Source organism: Acinetobacter sp. YH12043, from assembly GCF_013419915.1.
In the GTDB taxonomy this organism is placed as follows: domain Bacteria; phylum Pseudomonadota; class Gammaproteobacteria; order Pseudomonadales; family Moraxellaceae; genus Acinetobacter.
In genome coordinates this window covers 42,357-58,570 of sequence record NZ_VOZD01000008.1, presented here as the reverse complement: position 1 = coordinate 58,570, position 16,214 = coordinate 42,357, and the positions used below count along the sequence as shown (strand labels likewise).

Annotated in this window: 17 protein-coding genes; 5 read left to right on the top strand and 12 right to left on the bottom strand. The window is 43.2% G+C overall.

Annotated elements, in window-relative coordinates; genetic code table 11:
* Nucleotides 1–28: 28 nt before the first annotated feature.
* From proC to ppx, 4 genes are read right to left on the bottom strand one after another with little or no spacing between them, the layout of a single operon-like run.
* On the bottom strand, nucleotides 29–859 hold the full coding sequence (gene proC, locus FTU01_RS05700; protein ID WP_004783553.1) for a pyrroline-5-carboxylate reductase: 831 nt from the start codon (nucleotides 857–859) through the stop codon (nucleotides 29–31).
* A gap of 2 nt (nucleotides 860–861) precedes the next feature.
* The gene (gene tilS, locus FTU01_RS05695) at nucleotides 862–2,235 is read right to left on the bottom strand and encodes a tRNA lysidine(34) synthetase TilS (protein WP_180138494.1); all 1,374 of its coding nucleotides are present in this window, start codon (nucleotides 2,233–2,235) and stop codon (nucleotides 862–864) included.
* Nucleotides 2,172–2,996, bottom strand: coding sequence for an acetyl-CoA carboxylase carboxyltransferase subunit alpha (locus tag FTU01_RS05690; RefSeq protein ID WP_004783557.1), 825 nt, complete (start codon nucleotides 2,994–2,996; stop codon nucleotides 2,172–2,174). The genes tilS and FTU01_RS05690 overlap by 64 nt, the downstream gene beginning before the upstream one ends.
* A gap of 30 nt (nucleotides 2,997–3,026) precedes the next feature.
* A complete protein-coding gene (gene ppx / locus FTU01_RS05685; RefSeq protein ID WP_179992969.1) occupies nucleotides 3,027–4,547 on the bottom strand; it encodes an exopolyphosphatase in 1,521 nt (506 codons plus the stop codon).
* 261 nt (nucleotides 4,548–4,808) lie between these two features.
* Here ppx and trxA point away from each other — a divergent pair, with 261 nt between their 5' ends.
* The 3 genes from trxA to FTU01_RS05670 all read left to right on the top strand — a co-directional run bounded on the left by trxA (nucleotide 4,809) and on the right by FTU01_RS05670 (nucleotide 7,416).
* Complete coding sequence (gene trxA / locus FTU01_RS05680; RefSeq protein WP_005233946.1) at nucleotides 4,809–5,135, top strand: thioredoxin; 327 nt, start codon at nucleotides 4,809–4,811, stop codon at nucleotides 5,133–5,135.
* A gap of 321 nt (nucleotides 5,136–5,456) precedes the next feature.
* Nucleotides 5,457–6,725: a transcription termination factor Rho gene (gene rho, locus FTU01_RS05675; RefSeq protein WP_004783562.1), complete on the top strand. Its 1,269-nt coding sequence runs from the start codon at nucleotides 5,457–5,459 to the stop codon at nucleotides 6,723–6,725.
* A gap of 403 nt (nucleotides 6,726–7,128) precedes the next feature.
* The gene (locus FTU01_RS05670) at nucleotides 7,129–7,416 is read left to right on the top strand and encodes a hypothetical protein (RefSeq protein ID WP_179992970.1); all 288 of its coding nucleotides are present in this window, start codon (nucleotides 7,129–7,131) and stop codon (nucleotides 7,414–7,416) included.
* A gap of 106 nt (nucleotides 7,417–7,522) precedes the next feature.
* Here the strand turns inward: FTU01_RS05670 and FTU01_RS05665 are convergent, their stop codons facing one another.
* The 3 genes from FTU01_RS05665 to pheS all read right to left on the bottom strand — a co-directional run bounded on the left by FTU01_RS05665 (nucleotide 7,523) and on the right by pheS (nucleotide 11,314).
* The gene (locus FTU01_RS05665) at nucleotides 7,523–7,819 is read right to left on the bottom strand and encodes an integration host factor subunit alpha (RefSeq protein ID WP_004783565.1); all 297 of its coding nucleotides are present in this window, start codon (nucleotides 7,817–7,819) and stop codon (nucleotides 7,523–7,525) included.
* Entirely contained in the window at nucleotides 7,816–10,197 is a 2,382-nt protein-coding gene (gene pheT / locus FTU01_RS05660) for a phenylalanine--tRNA ligase subunit beta (protein WP_180138493.1), read from the bottom strand. Before pheT ends, FTU01_RS05665 begins: the two co-directional genes overlap by 4 nt.
* A gap of 136 nt (nucleotides 10,198–10,333) precedes the next feature.
* Nucleotides 10,334–11,314, bottom strand: coding sequence for a phenylalanine--tRNA ligase subunit alpha (gene pheS / locus FTU01_RS05655; RefSeq protein WP_034703065.1), 981 nt, complete (start codon nucleotides 11,312–11,314; stop codon nucleotides 10,334–10,336).
* 159 nt (nucleotides 11,315–11,473) lie between these two features.
* Here pheS and FTU01_RS05650 point away from each other — a divergent pair, with 159 nt between their 5' ends.
* A complete protein-coding gene (locus FTU01_RS05650; RefSeq protein ID WP_179992972.1) occupies nucleotides 11,474–12,502 on the top strand; it encodes a hypothetical protein in 1,029 nt (342 codons plus the stop codon).
* Nucleotides 12,503–12,586: 84 nt separating this feature from the next.
* On the opposite strand, the gene rplT is transcribed toward FTU01_RS05650, so the two are convergent.
* Together rplT and rpmI are read right to left on the bottom strand one after the other, a co-directional pair.
* The gene (rplT, locus tag FTU01_RS05645; RefSeq protein WP_004647525.1) at nucleotides 12,587–12,946 is read right to left on the bottom strand and encodes a 50S ribosomal protein L20; all 360 of its coding nucleotides are present in this window, start codon (nucleotides 12,944–12,946) and stop codon (nucleotides 12,587–12,589) included.
* Between the two features lie 11 nt (nucleotides 12,947–12,957).
* Complete coding sequence (rpmI, locus tag FTU01_RS05640) at nucleotides 12,958–13,152, bottom strand: 50S ribosomal protein L35 (protein ID WP_004278281.1); 195 nt, start codon at nucleotides 13,150–13,152, stop codon at nucleotides 12,958–12,960.
* Between the two features lie 230 nt (nucleotides 13,153–13,382).
* On the opposite strand from rpmI, the gene FTU01_RS05635 reads away from it, so the two are divergent.
* Nucleotides 13,383–14,636, top strand: coding sequence for an MFS transporter (locus FTU01_RS05635; RefSeq protein ID WP_180138492.1), 1,254 nt, complete (start codon nucleotides 13,383–13,385; stop codon nucleotides 14,634–14,636).
* 91 nt (nucleotides 14,637–14,727) lie between these two features.
* Here the strand turns inward: FTU01_RS05635 and FTU01_RS05630 are convergent, their stop codons facing one another.
* The 3 genes from FTU01_RS05630 to FTU01_RS05620 form a co-directional block, all read right to left on the bottom strand.
* A complete protein-coding gene (locus FTU01_RS05630; RefSeq protein ID WP_180138491.1) occupies nucleotides 14,728–15,150 on the bottom strand; it encodes a YqaA family protein in 423 nt (140 codons plus the stop codon).
* A gap of 7 nt (nucleotides 15,151–15,157) precedes the next feature.
* Nucleotides 15,158–15,448, bottom strand: a complete 291-nt coding sequence (locus tag FTU01_RS05625) for a hypothetical protein (RefSeq protein WP_159123055.1) — start codon at nucleotides 15,446–15,448, stop codon at nucleotides 15,158–15,160.
* 72 nt (nucleotides 15,449–15,520) lie between these two features.
* The gene (locus FTU01_RS05620) at nucleotides 15,521–16,141 is read right to left on the bottom strand and encodes a glutathione S-transferase N-terminal domain-containing protein (RefSeq protein ID WP_004783581.1); all 621 of its coding nucleotides are present in this window, start codon (nucleotides 16,139–16,141) and stop codon (nucleotides 15,521–15,523) included.
* Nucleotides 16,142–16,214: the final 73 nt, after the last annotated feature.

Below are 16,214 nucleotides of genomic sequence, written 5' to 3'. Positions count from 1 at the left end.
TGAACGTTCCTAAAAATTAAACTGAAGATTATTTGCTATTGTCACTGAGCTCTTGGGCCAGTTCCTGACTACGTTTTTGCGCAGCAGCAAGCGCTGCCTGAATATTTTGAGAAATTTGCGCGCGATCAAATACTTCCAATGCCGCCTGAGTTGTACCATTCGGAGATGTTACATTTTTACGCAGCTCTGCCGGTGTATTCGAACTGGTGATCGCCATTTGCGCTGCCCCCAAAGCAGTTTGCAATGTCAATGCAGTAGCTACTTTTTCATCCAGACCTAAATTCTTGCCTGCACGAATCATGCTTTCCATCATATAGAAGAAGTAAGCAGGTCCTGAACCAGAGACTGCAGTTACGGCATCAATCTGAGCTTCTGAGTTTACCCAAATTGTCAGACCGGTAGAAGCCAAAACCTGACTCGCCAGCTCACGGTCATCATTACCAACTTCTGCATTGGCAAATAAACCATGTGCACCAGTCTGTACCAATGCGGGTGTATTCGGCATCACACGGACAATACGATCAGTACCCAATAGCGCAGATAGTGTTGCAATCTCGGCACCCGCAACAATTGAAATCACCAGCTTGCCATCAAGTAAACCTTGAAGTGGTTTTAACACACCAGCTAAAACCTGTGGTTTGACTGCAAACAGGACGATATCCGCATCTTTAATAGCAGCAATATTATCATCGGTGACATTGACTTCTTTTTCTGCAAGAAGTGAGCGTACTTTCTCAACCGGATCAGAAACTGTAATACGCGTTGCTGGCAACCCCTGCGAAATCAGCCCGCCAATCAAGGCTTGAGCCATATTACCGCCACCAATAAAACTAATATTACAATTTAAAGCTGCACTCATGTTTAATGCTCGTCGTTGAATTCTAAAGTTGAAGAAACCGAAATGGGTAGCCATCCCCCTGCTTCACAATATGCAGATTGAGCTAACCAAAATCCTTTAGGTGTAAACACGCCTAGCATAACATTATCTGTGCTTAATATTTGAATAGTATGCCGAGTCCAGGGAAATATTTGCGCTTCCTGAATAGCTTTTTTGAGCGGCCAGTGTCCCACCCGTCCATAGAGATGGATTTTTTCACCCCCCTTCCGTTGCCGTAAATACAAGGGTTGTCCTAATAAAGTGGGAGATAATCCTATCTCAGCCCTTTGAATCCTGAATTGACCGGAAGGAAGATGAACCTGATCTTTATTCTGTAAAATGATCTGCTGTTCGGCTACAGTCGATTGTTGGTCAACCAGATAAACTTCAGCTTTTAGGCGATGCAACTGCTGCTGATAACGCACATAGTAATAACCCGACCAATGCAGCGCTGCTTGAGCATCTGGTTTCGCTCCAATTACTTCAGCCTGTACACGCTCAACCATGTTCAGAGAGGGACGATATTGTCCTTCGCCTTTCATCCAGACCGAGAGTAACTGGCGCTGCCGTGCTTTGGATAAACTTGAGAATGAAGGTAGATCGAGAATTTCGGCATTGCCACAGAGTTTCAGATCCTGCTCTAATACGTCTTGCAGAATGTTTTGTGCATCCTGCATCAGTTCACTGGTACGAGCCAAGGCAGACTGCATTTTCGGATAGCGATGACTTAATACTGGCCACAGCACCTGACGTGCCCAGGCACGGTCATAATGAGTATCCTGATTGGTCGGATCTTCGATATTCTGGATATTTAAATCTGCTGCCCATTGGCAAATCTGCTCACGGGAAATATCCAGTAGTGGCCGCCAGATGGTTAAATCTGTCCGTATATCGATCGCTTTCATGGCAGCCAGACCATCAATCCCTGCCCCAGAAAGTAAGCGCAACATTAAAGTTTCTGCCTGATCTTGCTGATGATGGGCTAAGACCAGAATTTCATCGGGCTGAAGATGCTGTAAATAAGCTTGATACCGCGATTGGCGAGCCTGTGATTCCAGATTGCCGCTGGCAACATGGACAGGCTGAATGATGCAAGGAATATTTAGTTGCTGACACTGTTGCTGGACAAAAGCGCCCCATTCATTGCTGATACTTTGCAATTGATGATCAACATAAATCGCGCGGATTTTTTTCGGGTACAAAAAAAACATCAGATGCAGCAACAGCATAGAATCTACGCCGCCACTGCATCCGATTAGAAATTTTGTTTCTGCAGGAAATTCCTGCAGTTGCTTTAAGATGCCAGACCTAAATTGTCGCTGCCAAACTTCATTAAACGTTGGTAACGTGCTTCGCATCGTGCTTGTGGTTCCATTGCTTGCAGTTCATTTAAAGCTTCTTTCAGGACTGCTTTCAGTTGGTACATGACTTCATCCGGATCCAGATGTGCGCCTTCACCTTCATCAACGACGTATTCAACAATGCCCATCTTCTGTAATTTTTCAGCAGTCAATGCCAAAGCTTCACTGGCCTGTTCTGCTTTTTCTGCGGTTTTCCACAGAATAGATGCACAACCTTCTGGTGAAATCACTGAATAAATACTGTGAGAGAGCATCACTACACGATCCGCAACACCAATGCCGAGTGCGCCACCTGAACCACCTTCACCCAAAACTGTAGCAATTACAGGTACTTTCAGATTAGAAAGTTGTGCCAAACTTGACGCAATCGCTTCAGCCTGACCACGCTCTTCCGCACCCACACCTGGGTATGCACCCATGGTATCAATAAAGGTGAAGACTGGCAGATTAAAACGTTCCGCCATATCCAGCAGACGCTGAGCTTTACGGTAACCTTCCGGGTTACTCATCCCAAAATTATGCTGTAATTTTTCACGGGTACTACGACCACGGTGCTGACCCACGATCATCACTGGTTGTCCATCGAAACGTGCCAGACCACCGATCATTGCGCCATCATCACCATAGAGACGGTCGCCATGCAAAGCATCAAATTCAGTGAATATTTCACCTACGTAGTCCAGAAATTGTGGACGTTCCGGATGACGAGCAATCTGTACTGTCGTCCATGCTTTTGATGGGGTAGCTTTATTTTTCATAGGTCAACCGTTTTCATCCCTATAAAGGTATTAATTAACAAATTGTTCAGATTGAACCGAGAGCTCGATCTCCCAATTTTTAAACTGCACCTGTTCATCATGCAGTTCAGCAATCAATAATGGCCATTGTTTGGCATCACCAGAAATGCTGAGCTGCCATTGTTGCGCATTCTTGACCTTGAGTTCAATGGCAGGAAGCATCTCATCACTACGACTGTGATTGACCAAAACCGCCAGACGCAACAGCAAACACAGCTGTAAAAGTTTAGTTCCACCGACTTTCATCACATCATGCTTAGCATCAGCGCGCAATTTACGGCGATGGTGTGCGACCAAATGTGACAAATAATTCTGATCTACCTGCGAAAAACCGGCAATGTCAGAATGTTGCAATAAATAGGCACCGTGGCGGTGATAACCACTATGACTGATCGCTAAACCAATTTCATGCAAATAAGCGGCGCGACGGAGTAAATCACTGTCTTCACTATACAGGCCGAGATCACCAGCCACATCATCAAACAGTTTTTGCGCAGTCTGCACTACACGTTCGGCCTGTTTGGCATCGGCATTATAACGACCAATTAAGGCATGAACAGAACGATCACGGATATCTTCATGCTTGAAACGACCCAAGAGGTCATACATCACGCCTTCACGCAATGCGCCATCTGAATAGACCAGATGTGGGATATTCAGTACATCAAATACTGCATATAAAATGGCAATTCCTGCAGGTAAAACTGCACGACGGTCATCTTTCAGACCTTCAAACTCCATGTCCGAAACATGCTTATATTTGAATAATTTATCTTTAAGTTTTTCCAGACCTTCACGGGTGAGCTGTTCTTTATCATTGCTCCAGCCCATATTGACACAGATCTGACGACAGGCTTTGATCGTACCACTCGAACCAACGACTGCATCCCAACCGGCAGATTTATAAGTATTGGCAATGCCTGAAATTTCTTTACGTGCCGCAGTCACTGCCTTATCAAATGCTTTATGGGTGATTTCACCATCAGCAAAGAATTTCTTGGTAAAAGTCACACATCCCATCTGCACAGATTCAGTATGAATGGGTTCGAATTCTTCCCCAATAATCAGTTCAGTCGAACCCCCACCGATATCTACCACCAGACGACGGCCAGTATTGGCCATGGTATGTGACACACCGAGATAAATTAGACGCGCTTCTTCGCGACCAGCAATAATTTCAATCGGTTTTGGTAAAATTTCAGCTGCTTTCTGAATAAATTCATGACCATTTTTGGCCTGACGCAAAGCATTCGTTGCCACAATCCGTAAACGGTTCGGTTGTACCGATCCCAAGCGTCCGACAAAACGGGCCAGACAAGCCAAACCGCGCTGCTGTGCGGCTTCAGTCAAATTTTTATTTTCATCCAGTCCCGCAGCAAGTTGAACCTTTTCTGACATTGATGCGACTTTTTTCACTTCGCCATGATCCACCCGGGCAATCGCCAAATGAAAACTGTTTGATCCCATATCGATGGCTGCGAGTAATTCTTCATCAATCAAAAAATCAGACATTCTAGAAATAAACCTTTTAAGAATTGTGCTTAGAGTAATTCACAACCATGCAATTTAAAAGCCATTTGTCAGGACAATTTCGCGTAATTATTTTTTTCATTTATAGGACAATTGTATGAGGCGATGGTGACTATCGTGATCATCCATTAGACAAAACAACATTAAAGCTTGAAAATTTACAGATTCCCCTACATTGTTAAAGATGGCTATGTAATACTAATAATTATAGTTATCTTTATAAAATTAATTCTGGAGCACTCCATGTCTGGCAACATCGTAAACACTACTGACGCAAACTTCGAAGCAGACGTTCTTCAATCAGACGTTCCTGTGCTGGTTGATTTCTGGGCTGGCTGGTGTGCGCCATGTAAAGCTATTGCCCCTGTACTTGAAGTATTGGCTGATGAATATCAAGGCAAAGTGAAAATTGTTAAAGTTGACGTAACATCTTGCGAACAAACTGCGGTGAATTTCAATATCCGTAACATTCCAGCTTTATTGATGTTCAAAAATGGTGAAGTGGTAGCGACTCAAGTCGGTGCAGCACCAAAATCTAAATTGACTGCATTTATTGATCAAAACATCTAAGCATAAAATGCTCAACTAAAAATACGCGACCAAAGGTTGCGTATTTTTTTCGTCTATAAATTGACAAAAACCTGTTTCTCTCTTATATTTCAACTTCAAGAGATAAAGGATGCTAAATCCTGTCAGTTTCTTACAAGACACATTACATAACATGCCGCTCGGCAATAGAAATTGTTTTCACATTTCTCTTTGAAACAATCAAACAGACCTCTGAATTGTTCTTGTGCAAATTCAATTGCTTTCGTTTGAATGCTTATATGCGGCCGAATGTTACTCCCTTTCTAACCTATACCTTAGAACTTTGATTCTATCTGACCACCTATGAATTTAACCGAACTCAAGAAAAAACCGATTGGCGAACTCATCAAGATTGCCGAGTTTATGGGCCTTGAAGGTATGGCTCGTAACCGTAAGCAAGACATTATTTTTGCCATCTTAAAACGCCATGCGATGAATGGTGAAGAGATTTTTGGTGATGGCGTTCTAGAAATTTTGTCAGATGGTTTTGGCTTCTTACGCTCTGCAGCAGGCTCTTATTTGGCAGGTCCTGACGATATCTATGTCAGCCCATCACAAATTCGCCGCTTTAACCTGCGTACCGGTGACACCATTACGGGAACCATTCGTCCGCCTAAAGAAGGTGAGCGTTATTTTGCTTTGCTGAAAGTCAATCAGATTAACTACGATACCCCGGAAAATTCACGTAACAAGATCTTGTTCGAAAACTTAACTCCATTGTTCCCTACTGAACAATTAGTGATGGAACTTGGTAATGGTACGACTGAAGATTTAACTGCACGTGTCGTCGATCTGGTGGCACCAATTGGTAAAGGTCAACGTTCAATTATCGTTGCACCACCGAAAGCTGGTAAAACCATGCTATTACAGAACATCGCGCAATCGATTGTTCGTAATAACCCTGAATGTTTCCTGATTGTCCTTCTGATTGATGAACGTCCTGAAGAAGTCACCGAAATGGAACGTACCGTTCGCGGTGAAGTGGTCGCTTCTACCTTTGATGAATCACCTGCCCGTCACGTTCAAGTGGCTGAGATGGTGATTGAAAAAGCCAAACGTTTAGTTGAACACAAGAAAGATGTGGTGATTCTGCTGGATTCGATTACCCGTCTGGCACGTGCATATAACACTGTGATTCCTTCATCAGGTAAGGTATTAACTGGTGGTGTAGATGCACATGCACTTGAACGTCCAAAACGTTTCTTCGGTGCGGCACGTAATATCGAAGAAGGCGGTTCTCTTACTATCATTTCTACTGCACTGATTGAAACCGGCAGTAAAATGGATGAAGTCATTTACGAAGAATTCAAAGGTACAGGTAACCAGGAAATCACGCTAGATCGCCGTATTGCGGAAAAACGCGTCTTCCCTGCGATGAATATTAAGAAATCCGGTACGCGTCGTGAAGAACGTTTAATGTCCGAAGACAAACTTCGTAAAGTCTGGATTCTACGTAAACTTCTGCATACCCAAGATGAACTGGTCGCGATGGAATTCTTGCTTGACCGCATGAAAGAAACCAAGACCAATGATGATTTCTTCGATCAGATGAAACGCAAAGCATCGAACTAAAATTATCGGAAAGGTCACCATTCAAGGTGGCCTTTTTTTATGGTTGACGCATGTTACACAATGAAACAATGTAATGAGATATCTGTAAACTTATTTTTAAGTTTTTGATTATTAAAATAAACAAATAAATAACTGTATAATTTTTATAAGCTTAATAAGCCTTTCTCCAATCTATATCTTTCAATTAATTGTTATTTTCTGTTAAAAAACCCTTAATTTTTATCGTTTTTTCGCTGTTTTTGATGCTCCCCTAGTAGCAATTAAAAATGCGCAGTGATAGCATATTTGCAGACCAGTTAGACTGCTCCTGCGTTGTTAGTCCCTAACACTATTAGGAATAATAAAAGCATATTACAGCCTGACTTTGGTTTTTTTTAATCTCAATTTTTTAGAGAGTGATGCCATGTTATTCAAAAAAATCGCTATTGCTGCTGCAGTTGCTACTACTTTAGCTTTCGTTGGTTGTGCTAAAAAAGCTGACGACGCTGCTGCTGACGCTAACCAAGCTGCATCTGAAGCTGTAGAAGCTGCTTCTGAAGCTGAAGCTGCTGCTGACGCTGCTGCTGTAGAAGCTACTTCTGAAGTTGCTGCTTCTGACGCTGCTGCTGTTGCTGAAGCTGACGCTGCTGCTGCTGTTGCTACTGACGCTGCTGCTCAAGCTACTGCTGCTTCTGAAGCTGCTGCTCAATAATCTTTACGATTATTCAGTACAAAAAAAGAGAGCCTTTGGCTCTCTTTTTTTTGTTTAGAAATATAAAAGATTAAAAAAATAAAATTTTTAAATGAAAAAAAGCAGATCAATTGATCTGCTCATTCCCCACACGTTGACGGAACTTCTGCCCCGCGCGGAACGTAACAACACGGCGTGCAGAAATCGGAATCTCTTCACCCGTCTTCGGATTACGGCCTGGACGTTGGCGCTTATCACGTAATTCAAAGTTACCGAAACCCGATAATTTTACTTGTTCGCCCGAGATTAGCGCTTGGCTAATCTCATCGAAAAACAACTCGACCATTTGTTTAGCTTCACGACGGTTTAAACTCGTGAGCTCACTTAAATGATCAGCCATTTCTGCTTTTGTTAATGCTGTCATGAAGCCCTCAATGTCGCTTGGTAAGTGTTTTCCAACACCTGAAGGATATTATCCATACCTGATTTAATTTCAGCATCTTCCAGTGTACGGCTTGGATGCTGCCAGAGAAGTGCAAATGCCAGTGAGCGTTTCCCTTCTTCTACTCCTTGTCCAGTGTACACATCGAATAACCATGTCGAGCCTAGAAGCTCTCCACCTGTTTTTTCGATAAGTCCCTGAATTTCGCTAACATTAATCTTATCACTAATTAAAAGCGCAATATCACGTCGAACCGATGGAAAACGTGATAATTCTGTAAAATTAGATACATAAGTTTGCAAAACAGCCGATTGATCTAATTCAGCGACCCAAGTCGTCGCCAAATCGAGCTCATCTTCCAGCGACGGATGTAAACGACCTAAGTAGCCAATTGACTGACCATTAACTAGAATTTCAGCAGATTGACCAGGATGTAACCAGCTACGTTCAGAACGTACATATTCCACATTTAGACGCGCAGCTGCCAGAATTTCCTCAATGTCACCTTTGAAGTCAAAGAAATCCATTGGCTGTGCTTTACCATGCCAGGTTTCAGGCGTACGTGAACCGGTAGCAATCAATGCAAAAGTTGGAATCTGTTTCAGATCATGAATTGAAGCCGCATTCTGGTAATCAAAACGCAGACCAAGTTCGAAGAAACGTACACGGTTCTGCTGGCGGTTGACGTTGTACTGTACGCATGGAATCAGGCTAGACAGTAAAGTTGAACGCATCACTGCCAAATCGCTTGAAATTGGGTTCGCCAAAGCCAATGGATTCACCGCTGGATTCAGCTGTTTTTCCAGTTTCAGGTCAGCAAAACTGAAGCTGATCGCTTCCTGATAACCCAAGGTCACGGCTGTTTGACGAAGCTGAGTCAGTTCGAATTGATCTTCATATTTCGCCAACTTCACATCAATGACCGGTAAGCTGATTTGAATATTGTCATAACCGTGAATACGGGCAACTTCTTCAATCAGGTCTTGGTAAATTGCCATGTCATAACGGTGTGACGGAGGAACCACTGACCACTGACCTTCAGCTTTTACAGTGACGCTACAGCCTAAACGCGTTAAAGCATCTGTAATGAAATCTGATTCAACTGTATAACCTAATAGTTGATCGACCTGCGCTTGTTCTAACTCAATCGCTTCACGCTTTGGTAACAGCTCTGTTTTTTCAGCTACAATAATTGGACCAAACTCACCGCCTGCAAGCTCAGCAATCAACTGAGAAGCACGATGCATTGCAATCATAGGCAATTCGAAATCGACACCACGTTCATAACGTTGTGACGCATCAGTATGTAGACCGAAACGACGGGCACGGCCAGCAATATGCAATGGCGCGAAAAATGCTGATTCCAGGAAGATTTCAGTAGTTTCATCAGTTACTGATGAAGACAGGCCCCCCATAATCCCTGCAATCGCTAATGCTTTTTCATCATCTGCGATTACCATCACGTCGTCTTGCAGTTCAACTTCCTGTTCATTTAATAGAACCAGTTTTTCACCTGCTTTGGCTTGACGCACATGCACTGAACCCTGAACCTTACCGCCATCAAATGCATGTAGAGGTTGACCCAGTTCCATTAATACATAGTTGGTAATATCGACCAGAATACTGTGCTGACGGATACCGGCACGTACTAAAGCTCGTTCCATCCACTCAGGGGTTGGTGCTTTGGTATTGACGTTTTTGATCACACGACCGAGGTAACGTGCACAACCTTCAGTTTCAACAACGACTTTCTTCTTATCTGCAAGAGTTGCTGCAACTTCTTTAATTTCAGGTGCAGTGACAGGCAATTGGTTAATTACACCAATTTCACGTGCGATCCCGCGAATGCTGAAACAGTCACCACGGTTCGGGGTGATGCTGATATCAATCACGTTGTCATCAAGGTCTAAATATTCACGAACATTTACACCGACTGGTGCATCTGCAGGAAGCTCTAATAGACCATCAATTTTGTCTTCAAGATCGATTTCTGAAGCGCCGCATAACATACCTTGTGATTCAACACCACGCAGTTTGCCTTTCTTGATTTTAAAATCGCCTGGCAGAACTGCACCGATGGTCGCAACAGGCGCTTTCATACCGGCACGTACGTTAGGTGCACCACACACGATTTGCAAAGGCTCACCTGAACCAATGTTTACAGTAGTAACACGTAAACGGTCAGCATCAGGATGTTGCTCGACTGTCAGAACTTCACCGACAACCACACCTGTAAATGGTTTCGCTGCAGGTGCAAGTTCGTCAACTTCCAGACCCAGCATAGTCAACTGGTCAGAGAGTGTGTCACTGTCGATGGCTGGGTTGACCCATGTGCGCAGCCAATTTTCGCTAATTTTCATTTATAAAAAACCTGTAATTTCAATCTCTAGAATCCCCCTCTGATTCCCCCTTCTTCAAAGGGAGAGAACTCCTATCTTTTCGCGGAGTCCCTCTCCTTTTTTAAAGGAGAGGTTAGGAGAGGATTAAATAAAAGTTTTAAGCAAACTGGCGTAAGAAACGCACATCGTTTTGATAGAACATACGCAGGTCATTAATGCCATAACGCAACATTGCAAAACGTTCTACACCTAAACCAAATGCAAAGCCTTTGTATTTGTCTGGATCAATACCCGCAGCGCGAAGTACATTTGGATGCACCATACCGCAACCCAAAACTTCTAACCATTTGCCACGCTCATCCATAATATCCACTTCAGCACTTGGCTCAGTGAACGGGAAATAAGACGGACGGAAACGCACTTTCAAATCTTTTTCGAAGAATTCGTTTAGCAGGTTTACCAATAATCCTTTCAACTCAGCGAAGCTGGTATTTTCAGCAACGTATAGGCCTTCGATCTGATGGAACATTGGGGAATGCGTCTGGTCAGAGTCACAACGGTATACACGGCCTGGGCACACGATACGAATTGGTGGCTGCTGGGTTTCCATGGTACGAATCTGCACACCTGAAGTATGCGTACGCAATAGATGGTTTACATCAAAGTAGAAAGTGTCATGCATGGCACGTGCAGGGTGATGGCCCGGAATATTCAATGCTTCGAAGTTGTGATAGTCATCTTCAACTTCTGGACCAGTCGCTACTGTAAAACCTGCTTTGGTAAAGAATTGACAGATACGTTCTTGTACTTGGGTCACTGGGTGGATGCTGCCCACCTGTTGGCCACGACCGGGCAAGGTAATATCAATTGTTTCACTAGCAAGCTTCTGCTCTAGTGCAGCTTTTTGCAGTTCAGCCTGACGTTGTGTCAAAGCACTTGTGATGGCTTCACGAACTGCGTGAATTTGTGCCCCGAACGCTTTACGTTGTTCAGGATCCATTTTCCCCAGCGACTTAGATTGTTCCGCGAGCTGGCTTTTTTTCCCCGTAAATTGCACTCGTACTTGATCAAGTGCAGCAAGGTCTTGAGCTGCTGCAATCGCAGCGAGCGCTTCAGTGGTCAGGGCTTCCAGTGACATAGTAACTCTCAAAGCAACAGGTTAGAAATATTTTTAAAAACCCCATATTCTAACAGTTTTTAGGCGAGTTGATGAAGTGCGCTTTTAATGAAAATTAGATTGGCATAGCGAAAAATAAAAAGTATAAAATAAGCAGGATATCAATTAGATCAAATCACTATGGCACTCGATCAAATTTGGAAACAGCAACTGACCCTCGTCACTTATGGCAATGAGTTTTTAACTCAGGATCTCAGTTTCAGCCGCTGGCTGAATCACTCCATTTTTAATCAGCACCATTTAACTTTCCGTGATCTGATTTCCCAGCATTTACTGGCACAGCACTTTCAAATCTGGCTAGAAGGACTGAAAAAACAAGGGGTTCGTCGTATTAGTCTGCATTCTTCACATTTACTGGAAGATGAAAATAACCCTAATGCCAATGTCGAACTGGTTCCTTTGGCTCATGTGATTATCAGTCATCATGCTCAAGGTAAAACCGCCTGGATGATCGGTAAGGAACTGGCTGAATGGTATACCGCTGATAATGATTATGAAGCACCGGAAGCCCAACAGTCGCCTTTACGTCATGAAGTATTCTGGCGTTATGAACTGAATAATAAACTGGCCAAAAGAATTGATGCTGATCTGGTACAACCAAACTGGGATGATATTCATACCTATACCGAACAGGAATTATTTGAACATCATTTAGCTCAAGGATTCACTGAGCCTGCTTATACTGGTTTGCCTTATTACGGTACTACCCCAACGATTCAGTCTCATGCAGAAAATCCGAGTCATCTTGCTTTAATACCAACGGATTATTCATCTGATTATGCTCATCAGACCTTGTACCGTCTGGATGCATTAAGTGATTTTATTCAGACGAAGATTCAACACCCTTATAACGATGATGGTCAGGTACTGAATCCAGAGCAGCAATTAAATCTGCGCCACTTTGCACAAAAAATCGATGAAATCAGTGCCAAGTTCATTGTGAAAGTGGCCAATCATTATAAAACCGCACAACTCACTCCTAAAGTGACGCCTGATCCTTTTGCAGGCATGAATACTGAGGATCGCGCGGTCAAAGTTTCTAAAGCACATAAGCCCCATGACGCAGCTAAATCCAATTCAGGCAATGTGATTACCCTGATTATTATTACGGTGATTATCTGTTTGATTGGATATTATTTTGGGCTTTAAAGACTGATTTGAACGTCAAAAAATAAAAAAGACAGAGATAAAAAAAGACCGCTAAAAGCGGTCTTTTTTCTAAGTCATAAAGACTTATGCAGCCAACGCATCTTTAGCTTTAGAAGCTAGAGCTGCAAACGCAACTGCGTCATGCATAGCGATGTCAGCAAGTACGCGACGGTCGATGATAACCTGAGCTTTTTTCAAGCCAGCGATCATACGGCTGTACGATAAACCGTTTTGACGTGCACCAGCGTTGATACGCGCAATCCATAGAGCACGGAATTGACGTTTCTTCTGACGACGGTCACGGTAAGCGTATTGACCAGCTTTGATTACCGCTTGGAACGCTACGCGGTAAACGCGTGAACGAGCACCATAGTAACCTTTAGCGCGAGCAAGAATTTTTTTGTGACGGCGATGAGCCTGTACACCACGTTTTACACGAGCCATTTATAATCTCCTTAGATGTACGGGCACATACGACGAACTGAAGCAACGTCACTTACGTGAACCATTACACAGCCGCGCAATTGACGAATACGCTTAGCAGATTTTTTGGTCAAAATGTGGCGTTTGAACGCTTGTTTACGCTTAAAACCGTTAGCAGTCGCTTTGAAGCGTTTAGCTGCACCACGGCGAGTTTTCATCTTAGGCATAACAACCTCTTTTGAACACCTGTTCGGCACGTCTGCACCATTGCAAGAACGCCCTGCAGGTAAGGGAGCCGATATTCTAATGCATCTTTGCTTAAAACAAAAGCACTAGTCTTTTTTTCTTGATGAATCTGCAAACTTAGCATTTTTTACGATAAGAATTGAATGATGAATTTATATACTGCTTGCGATATCACTTTATAATTTGTCAATTTTTTCAGTTACAGCTCTTTATGCACATTCAGCCCGATGCATTTGCCGCACTCCGTTATCGAGACTTTTCTATTGTTACCTTAAATCAGTTTTGCCTGACTTTAGCCATTCTGATTCAGGAAATTATTGTTGCCTATTCACTATATCAGATTACCAAAGACCCGCTGACCTTAGGACTGATTGGTCTGGCAGAGGCGATTCCATTTATTTCCCTTTCTTTATGGGGTGGATATGTTGCGGATCGTTTTAATAAGCAGACTATTATGAAAATCTGTTTATTTTTTGCCATTCCGATGCCTGTCATTCTCTGGTCACTGTTTCATTATCACGGTTTGGGAAACCTCAGCACCAGTCAATTATCTTGGGGAATTTATGCCGTCATTTTCTGTCTGGGTACCATTCGTGGCTTTTATAATCCTTCAGCAACTTCACTAAAACCCTTTCTGATTCCACGTGCACTCTATGCCAATGGTGCAACTTGGACCACAATTGGCTGGCAAAGTGGTGTAATTATCGGGCCGATGCTCGGTGGTTTTATGCTGGCGTTTTTAGGTCGGGAAACCAGTCTTCTAACTGTCGCAGTACTGGTCAGCATCTGTTTTGTTCTGATTAACTTATTGCAAAAGCGCGATTTTCCTAAAATTGAAACTGAAAATGTCCTGCATAGTCTGGGCGATGGTTTCCGCTTCATCTGGAACAGTAAAATTGTACTGTGGTCAATTTCCCTAGATCTAGTTTCGGTGCTGTTTGGTGGGGTGATTGCCCTCTTACCGATTTTTGCCGAAGATATTCTAAAAGTTGGTCCAGAGGGTTTGGGTTATTTACGGGCTGCTCCTTCCATTGGTGCGCTGATAACCATGATTGTCCTGACCCGCTTTCCGCCTACGCAACATGCCTGGCGTAATATGCTGCTTGCAGTCGCAGGTTTCGGTGTCTTTACTTTACTATTTGCTTTCTCCAACTCGATGTGGCTATCTCTGTTTGCTCTTGCCATGACCGGGGCTTGTGACAGTATTTCAGTGGTGATTCGTCAGACGATTTTACAGATTTATCCACCCGATAATATGCGTGGCCGGGTTGCTGCAGTAAACGGCATGTTTGTCTCGTCTAGTAATGAACTGGGTGCTTTTGAGTCTGGTCTGGCTGCGAGATATATGGGTACGATTATGGCTACAGTGTTTGGTGGCAGCATGACCCTACTGGTGGTTGCCATCAGCTGGGCGAGAACCAAGGATCTGTTTGGAATTGATATTATCAAAGGGACTGAAAAGTAATTTTTAGTTCTGATGCACGTAGGATCTTTAATCAGGAAAATCCTGCGCACTAATAATGAATACAAATAAAAAGAGGCTTTATGCCTCTTTTTTAAAACATCGCATAAGCCCAATAGACAAACAGATAACGTGCAATTTTGGCAATACTGACTATCAAGATAAAACGGGTAAAATTTTCCTTAAGCAAACCGGCAATTAACGTAATTGGATCGCCAATAATCGGCACCCAGCTCAGCAATAATGACCAATAGCCGTATTTCTGATAGGTACTTTGGGCTTTCAGCATCTGCTGCTCAGAGACTGGAAACCATTTTTTATGCTTATATTGCTCAATCTTGAACCCCAGATACCAGTTCACACAGGAACCCAAGATATTTCCAGCACTTGCAATCATGATGAGCAAGGCCGCCGAATAGCTCCCTTGCCATAATAAACCCAGCAAAACCGCTTCCGACTGCAGCGGTAATAAAGTGGCTGCACCAAAAGCGGCAAGAAAGAGCAGAAACAGGGACATCCCGAGACTAGCGGCTTAAACCCAGTTTTTTCTTGGCTTTAAGATATTCCCAATTCGCCCAGACTATAGCCATAACCATGACCAAAATACGTGACCATTGATATTTCTGGGTGATCGGCTCAAGAGCTGTATTTAAAATCTGACGATCTTTGGTATTCAAGGCACTGATCACCTGATCCACATGCACAATTTCAGCAACGAACAGCAGCAGACAAGCTGCGATACCGAAAATAATACTCCAGTAAATTCGAGGATTCGTTTCCACGATTTTAGTAAAGTTCAGGAAAAAATCTTTCATATACTCACCCAATAAAAAACCACCCAAAGGTGGTTTAATCTACTTTTATCTAGTTTAGCACAAAGGCCAGACTTATCTGACCTGTATTGCTAACGCTCTTTGCACCGCTGGACGCGCAGTCAGGCGTGTCACATATTCCTGTACTTCCGGATAATCAGCCAGATCAATCTGCTGCCATTCATGACGTAGCACCCATGGCAAAATAGCCATATCCGCAATCGAATACTCACCAGCTACATATTTCTGACCAATCAGCTGTTTGTTCAGAACCCCGTATAGACGCTTGGTTTCATTGACATAGCGATCAGTAGCATATGGGATACGCTCAGGAGCAAAACGGCTAAAGTGATGATTCTGCCCCAGCATCGGACCCAAGCCACCCATTTGCCACATCAGCCATTGCTCAACTTCAACACGTTGCTGCTCATCATCCGGATAAAACAGGCCGGTTTTACGACCCAAATATTGCAGAATCGCGCCAGATTCAAAGACTGAAATCGGTTCACCACGCGGGCCATCCTGATCCACAATCGCAGGAATTTTGTTATTTGGAGAGATACGTAAAAAATCAGGTTGAAACTGGTCATTTTCCAGAATATTGATCGGGAAAATTTTATACTCCAAGCCCATTTCTTCTAATGCGATGGTAATTTTATGGCCATTGGGCGTTCCCCAATAATAGAGATCAATCATGTTATTACCTGTTACCTTTTCGTTTTTACATGACATTATTGAAATTTGATCTAGTTATAGCATGATTTAAAGC